This is a genomic window from Sphingobium xanthum, assembly GCF_019737615.1.
Lineage (GTDB): Bacteria > Pseudomonadota > Alphaproteobacteria > Sphingomonadales > Sphingomonadaceae > Sphingobium > Sphingobium xanthum.
This window is the reverse complement of the sequence record NZ_JAHKKS010000004.1, coordinates 20863-39850: the sequence shown is the minus strand read 5'-3', so window position 1 is coordinate 39850 and position 18988 is coordinate 20863. Positions and strand designations below refer to the sequence as shown.

Annotated in this window: 19 protein-coding genes; 11 read left to right on the top strand and 8 right to left on the bottom strand. The window is 65.5% G+C overall.

Annotation, left to right across the window (positions count from 1 at the left end):
• Positions 1-149: 149 nt before the first annotated feature.
• The 3 genes from KM135_RS08585 to rsmA are packed head-to-tail and all read left to right on the top strand — an operon-like array spanning position 150 to position 3374.
• Entirely contained in the window at positions 150-1493 is a 1344-nt protein-coding gene (locus tag KM135_RS08585; protein WP_221713596.1) for a peptidylprolyl isomerase, read from the top strand.
• Positions 1486-2523 (top strand): 4-hydroxythreonine-4-phosphate dehydrogenase PdxA, encoded by a 1038-nt coding sequence (pdxA, locus tag KM135_RS08580; protein WP_221713825.1) that lies wholly within the window; start codon positions 1486-1488, stop codon positions 2521-2523. Before KM135_RS08585 ends, pdxA begins: the two co-directional genes overlap by 8 nt.
• Before the next feature lie 8 nt (positions 2524-2531).
• A complete protein-coding gene (rsmA, locus tag KM135_RS08575; RefSeq protein ID WP_221713595.1) occupies positions 2532-3374 on the top strand; it encodes a 16S rRNA (adenine(1518)-N(6)/adenine(1519)-N(6))-dimethyltransferase RsmA in 843 nt (280 codons plus the stop codon).
• A gap of 4 nt (positions 3375-3378) precedes the next feature.
• Here the strand turns inward: rsmA and KM135_RS08570 are convergent, their stop codons facing one another.
• The 4 genes from KM135_RS08570 to KM135_RS20000 form a co-directional block, all read right to left on the bottom strand.
• On the bottom strand, positions 3379-3888 hold the full coding sequence (locus tag KM135_RS08570; protein WP_221713594.1) for a tetratricopeptide repeat protein: 510 nt from the start codon (positions 3886-3888) through the stop codon (positions 3379-3381).
• 50 nt (positions 3889-3938) lie between these two features.
• Positions 3939-5123 (bottom strand): RsmB/NOP family class I SAM-dependent RNA methyltransferase, encoded by a 1185-nt coding sequence (locus tag KM135_RS08565; protein WP_221713593.1) that lies wholly within the window; start codon positions 5121-5123, stop codon positions 3939-3941.
• Between the two features lie 138 nt (positions 5124-5261).
• Positions 5262-6719, bottom strand: coding sequence for an IMP dehydrogenase (gene guaB / locus KM135_RS08560; RefSeq protein WP_221713592.1), 1458 nt, complete (start codon positions 6717-6719; stop codon positions 5262-5264).
• Positions 6720-6829: 110 nt separating this feature from the next.
• Positions 6830-7885: a methyl-accepting chemotaxis protein gene (locus KM135_RS20000; protein WP_343228166.1), complete on the bottom strand. Its 1056-nt coding sequence runs from the start codon at positions 7883-7885 to the stop codon at positions 6830-6832.
• 341 nt (positions 7886-8226) lie between these two features.
• On the opposite strand from KM135_RS20000, the gene KM135_RS08550 reads away from it, so the two are divergent.
• Together KM135_RS08550 and KM135_RS08545 are read left to right on the top strand one after the other, a co-directional pair.
• Complete coding sequence (locus KM135_RS08550; protein WP_221713591.1) at positions 8227-9453, top strand: sensor histidine kinase; 1227 nt, start codon at positions 8227-8229, stop codon at positions 9451-9453.
• A complete protein-coding gene (locus tag KM135_RS08545) occupies positions 9399-9821 on the top strand; it encodes a response regulator (protein WP_221713590.1) in 423 nt (140 codons plus the stop codon). The genes KM135_RS08550 and KM135_RS08545 overlap by 55 nt, the downstream gene beginning before the upstream one ends.
• 9 nt (positions 9822-9830) lie before the next feature.
• On the opposite strand, the gene KM135_RS08540 is transcribed toward KM135_RS08545, so the two are convergent.
• Positions 9831-10682, bottom strand: coding sequence for an HpcH/HpaI aldolase/citrate lyase family protein (locus tag KM135_RS08540; protein ID WP_425517019.1), 852 nt, complete (start codon positions 10680-10682; stop codon positions 9831-9833).
• A gap of 95 nt (positions 10683-10777) precedes the next feature.
• Here KM135_RS08540 and KM135_RS08535 point away from each other — a divergent pair, with 95 nt between their 5' ends.
• Positions 10778-11740, top strand: a complete 963-nt coding sequence (locus KM135_RS08535) for an SPFH domain-containing protein (RefSeq protein WP_221713589.1) — start codon at positions 10778-10780, stop codon at positions 11738-11740.
• A complete protein-coding gene (locus KM135_RS08530; protein ID WP_221713588.1) occupies positions 11737-12204 on the top strand; it encodes an NfeD family protein in 468 nt (155 codons plus the stop codon). Before KM135_RS08535 ends, KM135_RS08530 begins: the two co-directional genes overlap by 4 nt.
• Before the next feature lie 14 nt (positions 12205-12218).
• Here the strand turns inward: KM135_RS08530 and KM135_RS08525 are convergent, their stop codons facing one another.
• From KM135_RS08525 to KM135_RS08515, 3 genes are all read right to left on the bottom strand, one after another.
• Positions 12219-12671: a hypothetical protein gene (locus KM135_RS08525; protein WP_221713587.1), complete on the bottom strand. Its 453-nt coding sequence runs from the start codon at positions 12669-12671 to the stop codon at positions 12219-12221.
• Between the two features lie 340 nt (positions 12672-13011).
• On the bottom strand, positions 13012-13323 hold the full coding sequence (locus tag KM135_RS08520) for a hypothetical protein (RefSeq protein ID WP_221713586.1): 312 nt from the start codon (positions 13321-13323) through the stop codon (positions 13012-13014).
• 98 nt (positions 13324-13421) lie between these two features.
• Complete coding sequence (locus tag KM135_RS08515; RefSeq protein ID WP_221713585.1) at positions 13422-15032, bottom strand: phosphoenolpyruvate carboxykinase; 1611 nt, start codon at positions 15030-15032, stop codon at positions 13422-13424.
• A gap of 285 nt (positions 15033-15317) precedes the next feature.
• On the opposite strand from KM135_RS08515, the gene KM135_RS08510 reads away from it, so the two are divergent.
• Genes KM135_RS08510 through rapZ form a run of 4 tightly spaced genes read left to right on the top strand, consistent with a single transcriptional unit; the run spans position 15318 to position 18985 of the window.
• Positions 15318-16025: a response regulator transcription factor gene (locus KM135_RS08510; RefSeq protein ID WP_221713584.1), complete on the top strand. Its 708-nt coding sequence runs from the start codon at positions 15318-15320 to the stop codon at positions 16023-16025.
• Positions 15994-17598, top strand: coding sequence for an ATP-binding protein (locus KM135_RS08505; RefSeq protein WP_221713583.1), 1605 nt, complete (start codon positions 15994-15996; stop codon positions 17596-17598). The genes KM135_RS08510 and KM135_RS08505 overlap by 32 nt, the downstream gene beginning before the upstream one ends.
• Positions 17595-18041 carry an HPr kinase/phosphorylase gene (locus tag KM135_RS08500; protein ID WP_221713582.1) on the top strand — a complete coding sequence of 149 codons (447 nt, stop codon included), beginning with the start codon at positions 17595-17597 and terminating at the stop codon, positions 18039-18041. Before KM135_RS08505 ends, KM135_RS08500 begins: the two co-directional genes overlap by 4 nt.
• Positions 18038-18985 carry an RNase adapter RapZ gene (rapZ, locus tag KM135_RS08495; protein WP_221713581.1) on the top strand — a complete coding sequence of 316 codons (948 nt, stop codon included), beginning with the start codon at positions 18038-18040 and terminating at the stop codon, positions 18983-18985. Before KM135_RS08500 ends, rapZ begins: the two co-directional genes overlap by 4 nt.
• Positions 18986-18988: the final 3 nt, after the last annotated feature.

The following is an 18988-nucleotide window of genomic DNA, read 5'->3' as shown; positions in this document are numbered from 1 at the left end:
GCCGTCGCGACCGGCCGAGGTCCCCGTCCGGGGGCCGGCCATTGCTCAGCCGTGGTTAAGCCGCGATGAGGCAGGAGCGAAAGCAGGTTCGCCGATGATCGGCCGTGATCTGCTTGCGGATGGAGAGCATATTGGTTGAAGTGAAGACGATGTCCGCCCGTTTCGCCGGCCTCGTGGCCGTTGGCGCCGTGGGCTGTGCGCTGGCCTTTGCGGCGCAGGCCCAGACGGTGGACGAAGGAAATCTCGAAGCCCCCAGCTCCGCGCTCGACATTCCGGATTCGGTCACGCTGTTCGGCAAGCGCGACCCCAATGTGCGCACCGCGACCGCACTTGTGAATGGCGAAGTGATCACCGAGACCGACGTGGATCAGCGTCTCGCGCTGGTGGTCCTCGCCAATGGCGGCAAGGTCAGCGACGAGGAGCGCGATCGCCTCAAGCTGCAGGTGCTGCGCAATCTGATCGACGAGACGCTGCAAATTCAGGCCGCGGCATCCAAGGACATCCGGGTTCAGAAGGCCGAGCTCGACGAGAACTTCGCCCGTGTCGCCGCCAACTTCCGCTACACGCCGGAAAACTTCAGCAAATATCTGATCGCGCAAGGCTCCTCGGATCGCAGCATCAAGCGGCAGATCGAAGGCGAAGTCGCGTGGAACCGATTGCTGCGCCGTGAGGTTCAGCCCTTCGTCAACGTCTCCGAGGAAGAAGTCCGTTCGGTCGTCAAGCGCATGACCGACGCCAAGGGCAAGGAAGAGTTTCGCATCGGCGAAATCTACCTCTCGGCAACGCCCGAAACGCAGCAGCGCGTGATGCAGAACGGCCAGCAGATCATGGACCAGATCCGTGGCGGCGGATCGTTCCAGGCCTATGCGCGACAATATTCGGAAGCCTCCACCGCGGCAGTTGGTGGCGATCTCGGCTGGGTGCGGCTCGCGCAGCTTCCCGACGAGCTTGCGACGGCAGCGCAGCAGCTTCAGGTCGGCCAGATTGTGGGGCCGATCGCAATTCCCGGCGGCTTTTCGATCCTCTATCTCATCGACAAGCGCCAGGTGCTGACGGCCGATCCGCGCGATGCCGTGCTCAGCCTGAAGCAGGTCGCCATCGACTTCCCGGCCGGCACGAGTGCGGCCGACGCGCAGAAGAAGGCCAATGAATTCGGCGAGGCGCTCAAGGGCGTGCGCGGATGCGGCGCTGTCTCGGAACTCGCGGCACGGCTCAACGCCACCGTCGTCGAGAACGATATTCAGGCGCGCAACCTGCCTGCCCAGTTGCAGAGCGTTCTGCTCGCCATGCAGGTCGGCGAATCGACGCCGCCGTTCGGTTCGGCACAGGACGGGGTGCGAGCGCTGATCCTGTGCGGCCGCGACGATCCGCAGGACGCGAGCGCGCCGAGCTTTGACCAGATCATGTCCCAGATGGAAGAGGACCGTGTGAACAAGCGGGCGCGCACCTATCTGCGCGATCTGCGACGCGACGCGGTGATCGATTATAACTGATCGGTCCGAGTTCTGGCCCGGCGCCACCTCGCTTCGCCCGATCGCGATATCGCTGGGCGACCCGGCGGGGATCGGGCCGGAAGTCATCGCCAAATCCTGGGACCTGCGCATGACCGAGCAGCTCCCGCGCTTCTTCGTCGTCGGCGATGTCGAGGCGATCAAGGCCGTATGGGACGGCCCGATCGAACGGATCAGCGATCCGGCCGAAGCCGTCGATGTCTTCGAGCACGCCCTGCCCTGCCTGCAGGTGGCCGATGCGGGCGAGATCATCCCGGGCAGCCCGACACTGGACGGGGCGCGCTGCGCCTTCCAGTCGCTGGAGGCGGCGACCGGTCTCGTGCGGGCGGAAAGCGCCGCCGCGCTTGTGACCGCACCCGTCTCCAAGGCGCAACTCGCCCAGGTCGGCTTCACGCATCCGGGCCAGACCGAGTTCGTCGCCGAACGCTGCGGCGTCGGCCGAGAGAATATCGTCATGATGCTGGCCGGCCCGAGCCTGCGCGTCGTGCCGCTCACCATCCATGTGCCGTTTGTCGAAGTGCCGCAGGCGCTCACATCAACTCTCATCCGCAGCCGCGCGCTCGCGACCGTGCGTGGGCTGCGGCGCCTGTTCGGCATTGAAAATCCGCGCCTCGCCATGGCCGGACTCAATCCCCATGCGGGTGAGGATGGCCTCCTTGGCAGCGAAGAGCAGGAGCTCATCATCCCGGTACTCGAGCAGCTGCGCGAGGAAGGGCTGGACATTACCGGCCCGCACGCGGCCGACGCCATGTTCTCGCACCGCGCCCGGGCCCGCTACGACGCAGCGCTCTGCTGTTATCACGATCAGGCACTGATCCCCATCAAGACGCTGCATTTCGACGACGGCGTCAACATCACGCTCGGCCTGCCGATCGTGCGCACCTCGCCCGATCATGGCACGGCTTTCGAACTGGCCGGGCGCGGTCATGCACATCCCGGCGCGATGATCGCCGCCATCAGGATGGCGCGCGACGCCGAGGTCTGCCGCCGCTCCTGGGCCGACGCCTGCTAGGAGGGAGCATGCCGACGCTCCCGACCCTGCCACCCCTTCGCGAGGTGATCGCGACTCACGGCTTGCGCGCGAGCAAGGCGCTCGGTCAGAATTTCCTGCTGGACGAGCAATTGCTCGACCGGATCGCGGCCGTGCCCGGCCCGCTGGCGGGCGAGCGGGCCTTCGAGGTCGGCCCCGGCCCTGGTGGCCTGACGCGCGCCCTGCTGCGCGCCGGTGCGCAGGTGACGGCGGTGGAGCGGGATGACCGCTGCCTGCCGGCGCTTGCGGAGCTCGGCAGCGCCTGTCCGGGCAAGCTCCGCGTGATCGCCGAAGATGCGCTGCGGATCGATCCGGAAGCGGAGTGCGGCGGGCCGGCGCATATCGTCGCGAACCTGCCCTATAATGTCGGCACGGCGCTGCTGGTCGGCTGGCTCGAAAGCGAGGTCTGGCCGCCCTGGTGGAAATCGGCGACCTTGATGTTCCAGGCCGAGGTCGCCGAGCGGATCGTCGCGAAGCCGGGGAGTGACGCTTATGGCCGGCTGGCCGTGCTGGCGCAGTGGCGCAGCGATGCGCGCATTGCGATGAAAGTGCATCGCTCGGCTTTCACGCCCCCCCCCAAAGTCATGTCCGCCGTCGTTCACATCGTGCCAGCGGAAGCACCGGCGGGCGTGGATGTGAAGCTGCTCGGGCGGATCACCGCCGCCGCATTCGGCCAGCGCCGCAAGATGCTGCGTCAGAGCCTCAAGGGCGTGCCCGGCGCGCTCGCTGCGCTGGCGCAGGCAGGGATCGACGAGAGCCGTCGCGCCGAGACGCTGGCCGTCGAGGATTTCGTGACCTTGGCCCGGCTGCTCGGCAGCGCGGACGCCGATTAGCGCTTTATCGCTGCTCGACGCCCTTGGGGAGCGTCGGGGCTTCGGCGGCGGCCACCTTCGGCCCGCCCGATGCGATCGCCGCGATCAGCGGCTCGGCATTGGTGCAGTTCGACTTGCAGACGGTGCGCAGCTTCGCGAGCGTCTCGCGCGCGCTCTCGGTCGCGCCCTTGTCCATCATCGCCAGCCCCTGCCCCTGCAGGGCGAGCTGGTTGCTGGGATCGAGATCCTGCGCCCGGCTATAATAGCGGATCGCCTTGCCCGGCATCTTCTGCGCACGCGCGATCTTGCCGAGGGCGAGATAGATGGATGGCTCCTGCGGCGCGAGCAGCGCCGCCGTCTCATAGGCATCGCGGGCAGCATTGATATTGCCGACAGCAAGAGCGTCCTGACCTTTCGCAATCCACTGCTGGGCCCGCGCATTCGGCGCCGGGAGAGGCGCCTGCTTGCCGATGCCACTGCTCGCAGATAGGGCGAGCGCACTTGCCAACAGGATGGAAGCGGGCGTGAACCGCATAATCGTCTCCAAAACAGAACTGCGTACAACTGACGCCATAATGCCAAACGCTAGCACGGTTTTTCAAGGACCGCGAAAAAAAAGCCATCCGTCCCATCATGGGCAGGGCTGAGCAAAATGCCGTCGCCCCAGGGCCTTCCCGCCGCGATCGTCGAGCGACCGACCCATAATGGATCGGACCTAATAAATTGCTCAACTTGCGCTCTGCCCTCGCGATCCAGCAGGGAGCAGACCGCATAGACCAGCCGCCCGCCGGGCCTGACGAGCGGCGCCGCCAGCTGAAGAAGCCGTGCCTGCAACGCGACGATCCTTTCGAGCCGCGCGGAGGTGAGGCGCCAGCGCGCTTCGGGATTGCGCCGCCATGTGCCGGTGCCGCTGCACGGTGCATCGATGAGGACGATGTCGCATTGACCTTCCAGCGGAGCGAGGCGCACGGCCTCCTTGCCCGGATCGAGCAGCAGGGTCTCGATCATGTTGGCGACGCCGGCCCGCTCGGCGCGCGGTGTCAACCGGGCGAGGCGGTCACGCACCGCATCGGCAGCGATGAGGCGCCCCTGCCCCGCCATGTCCGCCGCCAGCGCGAGCGTCTTGCCGCCGCCGCCCGCGCAGAGATCGAGAACGGTCATGCCGGGCTGCGCCGCACAGGCCTGCGCAATGATCTGGCTCCCGGCGTCCTGAATCTCCAGCGCACCCTCGCGCGCGAGGCGATCGCTCTCGACGTCGGTCCCGCTCGGCAGTGCCATCCCGCGCGATGTGGCCGGGATCGGGCGCGCATCCGGCCAGCGCGCCAGAACCGTCTCGGCGGACGCCTTGAGCGGATTGACGCGAATGTGCAGCGGCGCGCGATCCAGCAGGGCAGACTGCTCCGGATCGTCCAGCAGTGCGGCCAGTTCCGGCAGGATCCACCGCGGCAGCATCGTGCGCTCCGGCACCTGATCCTTCGTGCCGATCGGGCCCGGCCCATGCGGCGATCCATCGAAGAGTGCCGCGAGCTCCGCATCCTCGCGCGCAAGGCCGACCATGGCGGCACGCCCGCTCGCCGGACTTTCGCCATAGGCGCGGATGGCCCGATAGACGAGGTCACGCACGGCGCGCCGGTCCTTCGACCCGGCATAGCGGCGTTCCTTGAAATAGCGCGCGATCAGCGTGTCGGCCGCCGGGCCGTCGTCGCGCGCGGCGGCGATAATCAGATCGAGCAGGTCGATCGCGGCCTGGACACGGGCAGACGGTGTCATGCGAAAACCTCGCCTCTCCCCTTCAGGGGAGGGGTCAGGGAGTGGGGGTGACGCGCAGCATCACTTGCGCAGCGATCATTCGGCGAGGTCCGACACCACCCCAACCCCTCCTCTGAAGAGGAGGGGCTAAAAGCGTACTCAGCGCGTCGGATAGTTCGGCGCCTCTCGCGTGATCGTGACGTCGTGGACATGGCTCTCCGACAGGCCGGCATTGGTGATCTGGACGAAGCGCGCACGCTTCTGAAGGTCTGGGATCGTCTTGCTGCCGGTATAGCCCATCGCGGCTTTGACGCCGCCGACGAGCTGGTGGATCACGTCCTTGGCCGGCCCCTTGTAGGGAACCTGACCCTCGATGCCCTCGGGCACCAGCTTCATCTGATCCTTGATGTCCTGCTGGAAGTATCGGTCCGCCGAGCCTCGCGCCATGGCGCCGACCGAACCCATGCCACGATAGCTCTTATAGGCGCGGCCCTGATACAGGAACGTCTCGCCCGGTGCTTCCTCGGTGCCGGCAAGCAGGGAACCGATCATGACGGCCGAACCACCAGCGGCCAGCGCCTTGGCGACGTCGCCCGAGGTGCGGATGCCGCCATCGGCGATCACCGGAACGCCTGACTTTGCGGCTTCCTCGGCCGCGTCCATCACCGCCGTGAGCTGGGGCACGCCGACGCCCGCGACCACGCGGGTCGTGCAGATCGAACCGGGGCCGATGCCGACCTTGACGCCGTCCGCGCCAGCGTCGATCAGCGCGCGCGTCGCCTCGGCGGTCGCGACGTTACCGGCCACAAGCTGGACCGAGTTGCTCAGTTTGCGGATCCGCGCGACGCTTTCCGCGACCATCTTGCTGTGGCCATGGGCGGTATCGACGATGATGAGATCGCATTCGGCATCTATCAGAGCCTCGGTGCGCTCCAGCCCCTTGTCGCCCACCGTGGTCGCGGCGGCAACGCGCAGACGCCCGCCGGCATCCTTGGTCGCCTGCGGATAGGTAACTGCTTTCTCGATGTCCTTCACGGTGATGAGGCCGACGCAATGGAAGGCATCGTCCACGACGAGCAGTTTCTCGATCCGGCGCTGATGCAGCAGGCGGCGCGCTTCTTCCTGCGCGACGCCCGTACGGACGGTCGCCAGATTCTCGTGCGTCATGAGCTCGCGCACCGGCTGATCGGGATTTTCGGCGAAGCGCACGTCGCGGTTGGTGAGGATGCCGACCAGCTTGCCCGATGCTTCCACGATCGGGATGCCGCTGATCCGGTGCCGCGCCATCAGTGCCTGCGCGTCGGACAAGGGCTGGTCCGGACCCATGGTGATAGGGTTGACCACCATGCCGCTCTCGAAGCGCTTGACCGCGCGAACGGCGGCGACCTGTTCCTCGATGGACAGATTGCGATGCAGCACGCCGATGCCGCCCAACTGCGCCATGACAATCGCCATATCGGCCTCGGTCACGGTGTCCATCGCCGAGGACAGGAAGGGAATGTTCAGCGAAATATCGCGGCTGACGCGGGTCGCGACGTCAGCCTGACTCGGCAGGACGTCGGACTCCCCGGGTTGCAGGAGTACGTCGTCAAACGTGAGGCCGAGCCTAATATCCATGGGGTGTGCCACCTGGTCTTTGAGAGTCCGCTGGGGAATCAGTGGCGGCCCATGTAACCATTTCCCCCGGCAGCCGCTAGGGGGTGGCAAGATTTAGCGCGCTGGGACAGTCAGACGGCGGCGGTCCGCTTCGTGAAGGTCGAGCGGATCTCTTCGCTGGTGAGGTGGCGCTTCTCGATGAGGCACATCAGACCCAGAGCATCAAATCCCTTTCTCTGCGGCGCCTTGGCATAAGCGAGGACCGCATCGGCCCGGCGGGAAACGCCGCAAGGCGCAGGAAAACTCTCCTGGAAGAGCTCGCCGAACGGCGCGTCCCAGGACGACGCGATGATCCGGCGTTCGCCATCGATGATCGTCAGCCGGGTTCGTTCGGCCTCGCTGCTCGCCCTCGCCGCGCTCGAAAGCAGCGTGTTGATCTGCCCGCCCCAGTCATATTCGAAGACGACAACGCCGGCCGGCCTTCCGCGCGGATCCGTGCAATGGCGCACGCCGCCGCTGAACATGAGCGAAAGCCGGTCGCGTTCACCGGGCGTCTGCCACACGTCACCCACGAACCAGTCCGTTGCGGACGGGAGCGAGAGCGCCTGGGAGAAGCTCCTGGTTTCGCCAATGCTGCCGAATTTGGCGGCCGACTGCCTGTCTGCCGAGGCGACGACATTGCCATCGCGATCTGCAATGAAGGCATTGCGATAAAAATTGGAGAAGGAAGTGGTCAGCGCCAGCCGGGCCTCCGCTATCGCGATTGTCTCGTCCGATGGCGCAACGAGCGCATTATAGAGATCCGTGTCGCTCGCCAGGGTGCAGATTTCGGGAGCGCGGCCGCTGAGCAAGCCCAGCACGGAATGCGCCATCGACTGCGTGAGATCGACGAGGCGGCCCGCTTCGAGTTCCTCCGCGAGTTGCGCCGCGACGGCAGCGCCCGTGCGAATGCTGCCGCTCACCCCTTCGCCGAACGAGCCGGCCATTGTCTTGGCCTGCTCCGCGAGCGCCTTCACTTCCTGCGCGACGACCGAAAAGCCACGCCCAGCCTCACCCGAACGCGCGGCCTCGATCGCGGCGTTGAGCGCCAGCAGCTTGATCTGCCGGACGATGGCCCCATTGGCATCGCCGAATTGATCGACATGTTCGCGCAGATGATCGAACAGCGCGATTATTCTCTGTGGCACTCGACCCGACCCTCGTGCTCGCGCCAGCTGCCCGGATCTTCGCGCGATGCGAAGCCGAGCGTCAGGGCCGACGCAATTTGCTTCCCGTCGCACAATATTTCAGGTCGCGGTTTCTCGGTCTCTTCAGTCCGCCAATACTCGCATGGCCGATCTTGCCGAGATATCCGTGCCGTTTTTCTTGTTGTGCGTTTGCCCGTGGATGATCTTCGAAAACTGCTAAAGCGGAGTTAAATGGCTGAAACTGTGCGACGAAGCGTGGCTAGAGTCTCGGAGGGGCCGCATGAGACCGCTGGTATGGGAATGTGGTGCTCTATGATAGAATTGCGGCGCAGGAGGTAGCGATGACCGATCTTTGGAACTGGCTCGTCAATCCGACAGGTCTCACGCCGCACGGCTTCTGCCTCACCTGGGCGCCAGGCCTCATCTGGACTCATGCCATCGCGGACATCGTGATCGGCCTCGCCTATTTCTCGATTCCCGTGGCGCTGAGCTTCTTCGTCGTGCGGCGGCAAGACCTGGAATTCCGCTGGATCGTCTATCTGTTCGTCGCCTTCATCATGGCGTGCGGCCTGACGCATTTTCTGGCCGTCTATGTGCTGTGGGTCGCGGCCTATGGGATCGAAGGGATCGTCAAGGCGATCACGGCCCTGCTTTCGGTCATTACCGCCGCTTTGCTCTGGCCGCTCATCCCGCGACTCCTCGCTCTCCCCTCGCCCACCGAGATGAAGTCGCTCAACCTTGTCCTCTCGCGCAAGATCGACGAGCAGGAGCAGACCAACAAGCTGCTGCTCGCGAGCGAAGAGAAGGTCCGCGTCGCCAACACCGAGCTGGAAGAGCGCGTCGCTCAACGCACCGCGGCGCTGACCGAAGCCAACGCACATCTTCAGAAGACGCTCGACGATCTCGACCTGACCCGCGCCCAGCTCGAATCCATGGTGCGGGAAAAGAGCCAAGCCTTGCAACAGCGCGATCTGCTGCTGCGCGAGGTCTATCATCGCGTGAAGAACAATCTGCAGATCGTCGATTCGATCATCACGATGCAGGAAAGCCGCCTGTCCGATTCCGATGCGAAAGCCTCATTGCAGTCGCTGCGCTCCCGGGTTTACGCGCTCGGGTTGGTCCATCAGCAGCTGATGACCTCGCACGATCTCCAGACGTTCGACATCGCGCCATTTCTGCGGGAGTTGACCGAAAATGTCGTGTCGGCCGGTGCCACCGGGCATGTCGAGATCGATGTCGATGCCTGCGAACTGCCGGTCAATCTCGACTATGCAGTGCCACTCGGGCTTCTGGTGACGGAACTGGTGACCAATTCCATTAAACATGCCTTTGAGGATGGTGAGGGAAAAATCTCGGTGACGCTGGCGCGCAGCGCCGATGCGGGTAATATCGAGATGACGGTCAGCGACAATGGCCGCGGAGACAGAGAAGACGAAACGGTGTCGCGCACTGGCTTGGGCAAGCGATTGATCCAGGGACTGGTCCGCCAGCTACAAGGAAAAATGGACATTCAATGGCACAATGGAACGACCGCAAAAGTGACCCTGCCGATGCCGAAACTAGCCTGACCGACAAGATCAACTGCGCTCTCGTCGTCGAAGACGAGTTCCTCATCGCCGAAGGACTGAAGCTGCAGCTCGAACAGATGGGCGTTGCTGTCTGCGGGATTGCCGCGACGGCGGACGACGCGATCGATCTGGCCCGGGTCCATGATCCGCGACTGGTGCTCATGGACATGCGGCTGAAGGGCGAACGCGACGGTGTCGATGCCGCGCTCGCCATCCATCACCAGAACGGATCGAAGGTCATCTTCATCACCGGATCGCGGGAGCAGGCGACGATCGACCGGATCGCCAAGGATCATCCCGCCGCCACGCTTTTCAAGCCCGTCTCGCCGTTCCAGCTGCGCCGGACGATCGAGCACGTGTTCAACTAGAGCGGGGCGCTAGCTGCGCTGGCGCTCCGCACGCTCGACCAGCGCCTTCGCCTCGGCGACGTGCATGGATTCGATCATGCGGCCGTCATAGCGCTGGGCGCCGCCGGTGAAGGCCTCGATCAGCGCGCGCGCCTGCTCCACGGCCGGGCCACTGGGCGAGAAGGCGTTGTTGGCGATCTCGATATGGCTCGGATGGATGATCGACTTGCCGTCGAACCCCATTTGCCGTCCCTCCTCGCATTCCTGCGCGAGGCCCTGCGGATCCTCCAGATTGTTGTAGACACCATCGAACGCGGCGACGCCGGCGGCGCGGGCAGCCAGCACGATCGATTGAAGCGCAAAGGAGATGGCGGACCGCGGCGCATCGGGTGGAACGCCAAGCCCGCGCCGCAGGTCGTTGGTGCCGGCCAGCAACGCGACCACGCCCGGCTCGCGGGCGATGCGCTGCGCGTTGACGATGCCGGCCGGACTCTCGATCATCGCGATCGTCTGACGCTGGGTGACGAGATGGACGTCGTGCGCCTGGCGTGCCTCGATCACCTTGGGCACGATCACATAGGGCGGCGACGCGGCCCGTACCGCGACCATGTCCAGTCCATGGTCCGGCCGCCCTTCGCCGTTGATCCGGATTGCGCAGGGGCGTCCGCCGAAACCTGCCTTGACCGCTTCCACGGCGGTCTGCCGGGCCTGATCGCGATCCTCCGGCAGGACGGAATCTTCCAGATCGAGAATGACGAAGTCGCAATCCAGCGTGCGCGCTTTCTCGATCGCGCGGGGCCGCGATGCCGGCACGAACAGCATCGTGCGCACGAGGCGCAGCGGCAGTTCATTATCGTCCGGGCGTTCCCTGCCTTTTTTCATCCTGTCACTCTCCCCGTTTCCGGCTACCGATTCCGCTTCCCGCCGGCGCCGCGTCGGGACATAGTAGCGAGAGCAGCACGAGGAGGCCACTGGCCATGGACATGATTACATTCGCCATCTTCATCGTGTTTCTGGTGATCTTCTACCTGTTCGCCAGCGTGAAGATCGTTCGGCAGGGCCATCGCTACACGATCGAGCGGTTCGGCAAGTTCACCGAGGTCGCCTCGCCCGGCTTCAACGTCTATCCCGCCTTTTTCTATCGCGTCGGCCGCAAGATCAACATGATGGAGCAGGTGATCGACGTGCCCAGCCAGGAGATCATCACCAAGGACAATGCCATGGTGTCGGTCGACGGCGTGGTGTTCTTCCAGGTGCTGGACGCCGCCAAGGCGGCCTATGAAGTGAGCCAGCTCAACGTGGCTCTGCTCCAGCTCGCGACGACCAATCTGCGGACGGTCATGGGCTCCATGGACCTCGACGAGACTCTCTCCAAACGCGATGAGATCAATGCCCGGCTGCTGAGCGTCGTCGATCATGCGACCAGCGCCTGGGGCGTGAAGATCACGCGCGTGGAGATCAAGGACATCCGCCCGCCCGCCGATATCGTCAACGCCATGGGCCGCCAAATGAAGGCCGAGCGCGAGAAGCGCGCCAACATTCTGGAGGCCGAGGGCTTCAAGAGCGCCGAGATCCTCCGCGCCGAGGGCGAGAAGGCCGCGCGCATCCTCCAGGCCGAGGGTCAACGCGAGGCCGCCTTCCGCGAGGCCGAGGCACGCGAGCGCGCGGCCGAAGCAGAAGCCAAGGCGACACAGATGGTCAGTCAGGCCATTGCCGACGGGAATGCACAGGCGATCAACTATTTCGTCGCGCAGAAATATGTCGAGGCGGTCGAGAAGTTCGCGACCTCCTCCAATGCCAAGACCATCCTCTTCCCGGTTGAGGCGACGCAACTGATCGGCACGCTCGGCGGCATCGGCCAGCTCGCACGCGAAGCTCTGGGTACGGACGACAGCGCCGCGAAGACCGCCACCGGCTTGCCGAGGACCAAGGCGCCATGATCAGCGATCTGTTCGGCGGTCTGCATCCCACCGTCCTCTGGGCGGCTTTGGCGATCGTCCTCGCCATCACCGAGATGCTCCTGCCGGGCGTGTTCCTCATCTGGCTCGCCGTGGCGGCTGCGCTCACCGCCGGCCTCGCCATGCTGCTGCCGATCGGGGAGGCCTTCCAACTCCTCGCCTTCGCCGTCTTCAGCGCGCTCTCCGTGAGCGGTGGGCGGCTCTGGTATCTCGCCCGCCCGATCGAGGGCGACGATCCGCTTCTCAACGACCGCGCCGCCCGCATGATCGGCCGCAAGGTCGTGGTGGTCGAGGCGATCAGCCATGGCGAGGGCCGGGTCCGCGTCGATGACGGAAGCTGGCAGGCGACGGGGCCGGATGCCGCCGTGGGCGAACATATGGTGGTGACGGACGTGACCGGCGCCGTGCTGAGCGTCGCCCCTCTCCCACGGGAACAGACAGCCTGATCGCTCGTCCCGGCTCAGCCTCCGGGCAGCGGCGCAAGATCCGGCGCAACGAAACCCAATCGCGCCTCGGGCGAGAACAGCCGCTCCCGCGACCAGAAACGCAGCGGCCAGTCACGCTGTCCCTCCGGCGCGGCCAGCAGACCGTTCACCGCCGCCAGAAGATCGCGCTCGACGTCACGGGCGAGATAGGCCCGCACACCGGCCACGAAGGCGCGCGTGATCGTCTCATGATAACCCTGCGTCGCGTCGTTCACGCCGCCCACCGAGACGTTGTAGCGCCGGATCAGATCGCCGATCTGCGCATCCACATCGATGTCCGGCCGCTCGACGAGCAGCCAGAGGCAGGTGGAAAGATGAGCCTCATGGGTCCAGCTTTCCTTGGGGAGCGTGCAGGCGAGCATTGCCTCGCCGATTGCACGAATGTCGTCAGGGGCCGCGAACAGGCGCGGGCCAGTTGGTTCGGTCATGTCGAAAATCCAGTCGGAACGGGGTCATGGAAGCGGCTGCCATGCGCGCGCCGAAGCGGGCGCCGCTGTGACCCGCTCGACTTGCTAGGCGATGCCTTGTTGCTGCAAAGTCATGACCGAAATTCCTCTGAACCCGGCACCGGAAAGGGCCCGCGTGCGGCGGCGCCCATAGCGCACTTCGTCCGGTGACACCACGTAATTTTCTTGCGAAGGTTATGAAGGTTATGGGGTCGGCCCGAATCTCCGGGACGGACCACCCAGCTTTCAATCGCCATCATGAGAAAGAGCGGCGAGCATGCTGCCATGCCGCCGCTCCTGTAGGACAGGCTTTTCGCGCGCCTTATTCCTTGCCGAACAGGCCCTTCGCGAGACCGCCGAGATCGTTCAGCGGATTGCCGTCGCCGTCCTTGTCGAGCGCGCCGGTGACTTGCGACAACATGTCCTGCGCGCCGCCGCCCTGCAGCAGGCCCGACAGGCTATCCATGGAAATACCGTGCTCCTGCGCGACGGACATCACGGCCGACATCATGTCGCCGCCGCCCGCCATCTTCTCCTGCACCGACGCCATCATACCCTGCACCTGGTCGGCGGGCAGGCCGAGCTTGGCCGCGATATCATCGAGATTGCCCAGAAGGCCGTCGAACATGCTCATGATTTCTCCCTCCGCAGAGCCCCGAAAGGGCTGACGGCGGCCAACCTATCACGGGAGGCCGCCGCCAAGAAGTAAACTTGCCTTGCGACAGGATCGCGTCAGGCCGCGACGGTCATGACCTCACGCACGGATGCGTCCACGTCGTTCTCGAACTGGGCGAAGTTCTCGACGAACTGGCGGACCAGCTTGGCAGCCGTCTCGTCATAGCCGGCCTTGTCGCCCTGCCAGGCCGCACGCGGATCGAGCAGGTTCGAGTCGATGCCCGCAACCGCCACCGGAACCTCGAAGCCGAAGTTCGGATCGATGCGGAACTCCACATCGTTGAGGCTGCCGTCCAGCGCGGCATTGAGCAGCGCGCGCGTCACCTTGATCGGCATGCGCTTGATGCCCGGATCGGTGGCCTTGCCGCCGGTCCAGCCGGTGTTGACCAGCCAGCACTTCACGCCGCCCTTGGCGATGCGCTCCTTGAGCAGATTGCCGTAGACGCTCGGCGGACGCGGCATGAACGGCGCGCCGAAGCAGGTCGAGAAGGTCGCCGTCGGCTCGGTCACGCCGATCTCGGTGCCCGCGACGCGCGCGGTGTAACCCGAGAGGAAGTGATACATGGCCTGATCCGGCGACAGGCGCGAGATCGGGGGCAGCACGCCATAGGCATCGGCAGTCAGGAAGATGATGTTCTTCGGGACCGGGCCGAGATTCTTCTCGCTCGTGTTCGGGATGAAATCGAGCGGATAGGAACCGCGGCTGTTCTCGGCGAGGCTGTTGTCGTTGAAATCGAGCTCGCGAGTCTCGGGGTCCATGACCACATTCTCGAGTACCGTGCCGAAGCGCTTGCTGGTCGCGAAGATCTCCGGCTCGGCCTCGGCCGAGAGGTTGATCATCTTGGCATAGCAGCCGCCCTCGAAATTGAAGACCGCCGTGTCCGACCAGCCATGTTCGTCGTCGCCGATCAGCGTGCGGCTGGCGTCGGCCGAGAGCGTCGTCTTGCCGGTGCCGGACAGGCCGAAGAACACGGCGGTGTCGCCGTTCGGGCCGATATTGGCCGAACAGTGCATCGGCATGATGCCCTTGGGCGGCAGCAGATAGTTAAGGATCGAGAAGACCGACTTCTTCATCTCGCCGGCATAGGCCGTGCCGCCGATGAGAATGAGCTTTTCGGTGAAGTTGACCGCGATGATCGTGTCGCTGCCGGCGCGGCCGCCGTGGCGGGCAGGATCGGCCTTGAAGCTCGGCAGATCGATAATGGTATATTCAGGCGTGAAACCGGCCAGTTCCGACGCTTCAGGACGCACCAGAAGCGTACGGATGAACAGATTGTGCCAGGCCAGCTCGTTGATGACACGAACGTTGACGCGATGCTCGGGCTGCGAACCGCCGTAGAGATCGGCGACATAGAGCTTCTTCTTCTCGCCCAGCGCGGCGTAGAAGTCCGCCTTGAGCGCGGCGAAATGCTCCGGCGTCATGCCGATGTTGACGTCGCCCCAGCCGATCGTTTCCTCGGTCGTCGCATCGCGGACGATGAACTTGTCCTTGGCGCTGCGGCCGGTGTGCTTGCCGGTAGCGACGACGAGCGGTCCCTCCTTGGCGAGCTTGCCCTCGCCATTGCGCAGAGCCTCCTCAACGAGGGGTGCCGTCAGAAGGTTCCATTGAACGTCGGCCGAAGTCGTAATGCCCTGTTCACTAAGGCCGAAGGAAGATTTAGCCTGCACAGCTGTCTCCTAATGCATCGCTCTCGCCGTCCGGGTTCGGCCTGGCAGCTGAGCGACTGGATCGTAGAATAAATTGAACTTGTCATCGCCGCATAAGCATTTGGCCTGCCAGCGTCAAACCTCAACCCATGCTGCACTGCCACGGATTGGGACAAGCCCACTCCGTTCGGCCTGCAGGGATCGCGCTTGGCCGACAGCTTCATCCACAAGGGTCATGTTGCGCACAATGATAGCATCGTCTAGTCGGAAACCCCACGCAATTTCATGGGTTGGCGCCTGAGCCCGATGAGCGCTTCGATCGCCCTGGTCGATGATGACCGCAACATCCTCTCCTCGCTCAGCATAGCGCTGATCGCGGAAGGCTTTGTGACACGGCTCTATTCGGACGGTGTCGCCGCCCTCCCCGCGCTGATCGACAACCCGCCCGATCTCGTCGTCTGCGACATCAAGATGCCGAACATGGACGGGGTCGAATTGCTGCGGCGGCTGCGCGAGAAAGGCAGTCTGCCCTTCATTTTCCTGACGTCGAAGACGGACGAGCTCGACGAGGCTCTGGGCTTCGCGATGGGAGCCGACGACTATATCGCCAAGCCCTTCTCGCAGCGACTGCTGATCGCGCGCATCCGGGCCTTGCTGCGGCGCGCGGCGCTGACGCAGGAGTCCGAGGCGCCGCAGGACGAGACGCTTCCGGAAACGATCGTGCGCGGAAGGCTCAGCATGGACCCGGCGCGGCATCGCGTGCAATGGGACGGCAGGGACGTGGCCCTCACCGTCACCGAGTTCATGATTCTGGAAGCGCTCGCCCAGCGGCCCGGCATCGTGAAGACGCGCAATCAGCTGATGGATGCGGCCTATCAGGACGATATCTATGTCGATGACCGCACGATCGACAGCCACATCAAGCGCCTGCGCCGCAAGTTCCGCGAAGTGGCGCCCGAGTTCAACGCGATCGATACGCTCTATGGCGCCGGATACCGTTTCAACGAGGAGTGAGGAGCGGCAGGCGAGTGGGGAGTGGACGAACCGCATCTCGCTCACCCGCCGGATCCTCGCGGTCAACATCTTCGCGCTTGCAATCCTCGCCGGCGGCTTCTTCTACCTCGACAGCTATCGCGCCCGCCTGATCGACGGACGGCTCGTCGCCATGACACGCGAAGCGGCCGTGATCGCCGCCGCCATGGACCTCGCCGAGCCGCAGGAGCGCACGACCCTGCTCGTCCGGTCCGCGCAGGCGACGGGCCTGCGGCTGCGCATCTATGCGCAGAACGGGCGCAAGAGCGTCGACAGCTTCACGCTCGCCACGCCGACCTACCGGATGCGCCGCCCGGATGAGGACCCGATCCATCTTCAGATCGCGCGTGTGCTGGACCGGATCGTCGAGACGATCGCCTTCGCCACGGCCCCGCCCTATCTCGCCGAGCCGCGCGAGGACCGGCTGGAAGCCTGGCCGGAGGCGCGGCAGGCAGCGCGGGACCGATCGCCGACGGCAGCCTATCGCTTCGCGCCGGATCGCACGCCGTTCCTCAGCGTCGCCCGCCCGCTGGTCGATGATGGCGAGACCCTGCTCGCGACGATCAATGCGCGGGACATCACCGAGATCGTGCGCGCCGAGCGGCTGCGCATCGGTCTCGTGCTGGCCGCCGCGATCATCGCTTCGATCCTGCTCTCGCTGTTCCTGGCGCGCACGATCGTGCTGCCGCTGCGGCGGCTGGCGCGTGCGGCGGTGCGCGTGCGGCTCGGCCGGGCACGGGAGGTGATCGTGCCGCGCCTGCCCGACCGGCGCGACGAGATCGGCATGCTGGCGCGCGCCATCTCGGACATGAGCCAGGCGCTGCGCCAGCGCATCGACGCGACCGATGCCTTCGCCGCCGATGTGAGCCACGAGCTCAAGAACCCGATCGCCTCGCTGCGGTCCGCGCTGGAGGGCCTTGGCCAGATCAAGGACCCGGCGCTGCGGGCCAGGCTGCTCGACATCGCGCAGGACGATGTGCGACGGCTGGACCGGCTGGTGACGGAAATCGCCGAGGCCTCGCGCATCGACGCCCAGCTGTCGCGCACGCCCTTCGATCTCATCGACCTCGGCCGTCTGATCGGGCGCATCGCCCGCAACCAGCCGACCCGCGAGGACGCACCGGCCGTCAGGATCAGCTATACCGGGCCGGCGCGCGGGCATCTCTTCGTCATGGGCGATCCGCAGAAGCTGACGCGCGTCGTCGAAAACCTGATCGACAATGCCCGATCCTTCTCGCCCGAGGGCGGCCGGGTGCGCCTGACCGTCGAAGCGCACGGCGACAAAGTGCATGTCGCGGTCGAGGATGACGGGCCGGGCGTGCCGGAGAGCGAGCGCGAGGCGATCTTCCGCCGCTTCCACAGCGTGCGGCCCGAGCGCGACGGTTTCGGCAAGCATAGCGGCCTCGGCCTCGCCATCGCCCGCACGATCCTGGAGGGGCATCACGGCGCGCTCTGGGTCGAGGACCGGCCGGACGGAAAGCCGGGCGCGCGGTTCGTGTTCACCCTCACGCGCGTGACCGAGCATCCGCAAATGCCGGTCAAGGCCGTCAAATGACCGCCGAGCCGCTCACCGAAACGGTGCATGCCACGAGCGTCGCGATCGACGGACAAGGCGTACTCATCCTGGGCATCAGCGGATCGGGCAAGTCCGATCTGGCGCTCCGCCTCATCGATCGGGGCGCGACCCTCATCAGCGACGACTATACGATCGTCCAAGCGCGGGACAACGCATTGTCGCTAGCCCCGCCGGCCAACATTGCGGGCAGGATGGAAATCCGCCACTTGGGGCTTGTCGAGATGCCGCATGTCGAGGATGTGACGGCAGTCCTGGCGATCAGACTGGAAGATAGGCCCCCGCGCATGCCCGATCCGTTTCCGACCATCATGCTGGCGGGCATCGCGCTGCCGCTGATCGCGCTTGCCGGGCGGGAGCCTTCGGCGCCGGTCAAGGTCGAACATGCGCTGCGCCATCTCGCGCGGCTGACGGGCCGGTCATGAGCAAGAGGGGCGCGCCCAAATCCATCCTGATCGTCACCGGCCTCTCGGGCGCCGGCAAATCGACGACGCTCAAGACGCTGGAGGATGCGGGCTGGGAGACGGTGGACAATCTGCCGCTGACCCTGCTCGACAGCCTGCTCGCCGCACCCGCGCCGCAGGGGCATGACGCCACCGAATCCCGCTCGCTCGCCATCGGTATCGACAGCCGGACGCGCGGCTTCGACGCCGACACCATCCTCGCACGCATCGCCTCGCTCCGCGCCCGGCATGGCGCGCGTGTGGAGGTGCTGTTTCTCGATTGCTCGGGTTCCGTGCTGGAGCGCCGCTTCGCCGAGACGCGCCGCCGCCACCCGCTGGCGCTCGACCGTCCCGCGACGGACGGCATCGCCCGTGAGCGCGAGCTGCTGGAGCCGCTGCGCCGCGCCGCCGAGCATGTGGTCGATACGAGCGACCTCACCAGCAACGCGCTCCAGCAGGAGATTCGCCGCCGCTTCGCCGAGAGCTTCGAATCGACGCTGACCCTGCTCAGCTTCGGCTTCGCGCGCGGCGTCCCGCGCAACGCCGACCTGATGTTCGACATGCGCTTCCTGCAGAACCCCTATTGGGAAGAATCGCTGCGTGACCTGACCGGGCTCGACCCCGACGTGCGCGCGCATGTCATGGCCGACCCCTTGTTCGACACCGCGATCGGCCAGATCGAGGCTCTGCTCAAGACCGTGCTCCCGCGCTACAGCGAGGACGGCAAGGCCTATGTCACCGTTGCCTTCGGATGCACGGGCGGGCGCCACAGATCGGTCTGCGTGACCGAGGAAATCGCTATGCGCTTGCGCAAGGCCGGCTTTTCGCCCACCATTGCGCACCGCAATCTGGAATCAGTGCAGCTAGACGCCTATGAGAACCGGCGCCGAAGCGATCGAAACGGCAATGAAGGGCGGGGCGTTTAGTTA

Bases quoted from the DNA above. Each gene is read 5' to 3' on its own strand.
- KM135_RS08585 (WP_221713596.1), top strand. From the start codon at position 150: ATGTCCGCCCGTTTCGCCGGCCTCGTGGCCGTTGGCGCCGTGGGCTGT.
- rsmA (WP_221713595.1), top strand. From the start codon at position 2,532: ATGCCGACGCTCCCGACCCTGCCACCCCTTCGCGAGGTGATCGCGACT.
- KM135_RS08570 (WP_221713594.1), bottom strand. From the start codon at position 3,888: ATGCGGTTCACGCCCGCTTCCATCCTGTTGGCAAGTGCGCTCGCCCTA.
- KM135_RS08565 (WP_221713593.1), bottom strand. From the start codon at position 5,123: ATGACACCGTCTGCCCGTGTCCAGGCCGCGATCGACCTGCTCGATCTG.
- guaB (WP_221713592.1), bottom strand. From the start codon at position 6,719: ATGGATATTAGGCTCGGCCTCACGTTTGACGACGTACTCCTGCAACCC.
- KM135_RS08550 (WP_221713591.1), top strand. From the start codon at position 8,227: ATGACCGATCTTTGGAACTGGCTCGTCAATCCGACAGGTCTCACGCCG.
- KM135_RS08545 (WP_221713590.1), top strand. From the start codon at position 9,399: ATGGCACAATGGAACGACCGCAAAAGTGACCCTGCCGATGCCGAAACT.
- KM135_RS08540 (WP_425517019.1), bottom strand. From the start codon at position 10,682: ATGAAAAAAGGCAGGGAACGCCCGGACGATAATGAACTGCCGCTGCGC.
- KM135_RS08535 (WP_221713589.1), top strand. From the start codon at position 10,778: ATGGACATGATTACATTCGCCATCTTCATCGTGTTTCTGGTGATCTTC.
- KM135_RS08530 (WP_221713588.1), top strand. From the start codon at position 11,737: ATGATCAGCGATCTGTTCGGCGGTCTGCATCCCACCGTCCTCTGGGCG.
- KM135_RS08525 (WP_221713587.1), bottom strand. From the start codon at position 12,671: ATGACCGAACCAACTGGCCCGCGCCTGTTCGCGGCCCCTGACGACATT.
- KM135_RS08520 (WP_221713586.1), bottom strand. From the start codon at position 13,323: ATGAGCATGTTCGACGGCCTTCTGGGCAATCTCGATGATATCGCGGCC.
- KM135_RS08510 (WP_221713584.1), top strand. From the start codon at position 15,318: ATGAGCGCTTCGATCGCCCTGGTCGATGATGACCGCAACATCCTCTCC.
- KM135_RS08505 (WP_221713583.1), top strand. From the start codon at position 15,994: ATGGCGCCGGATACCGTTTCAACGAGGAGTGAGGAGCGGCAGGCGAGT.
- KM135_RS08500 (WP_221713582.1), top strand. From the start codon at position 17,595: ATGACCGCCGAGCCGCTCACCGAAACGGTGCATGCCACGAGCGTCGCG.
- rapZ (WP_221713581.1), top strand. From the start codon at position 18,038: ATGAGCAAGAGGGGCGCGCCCAAATCCATCCTGATCGTCACCGGCCTC.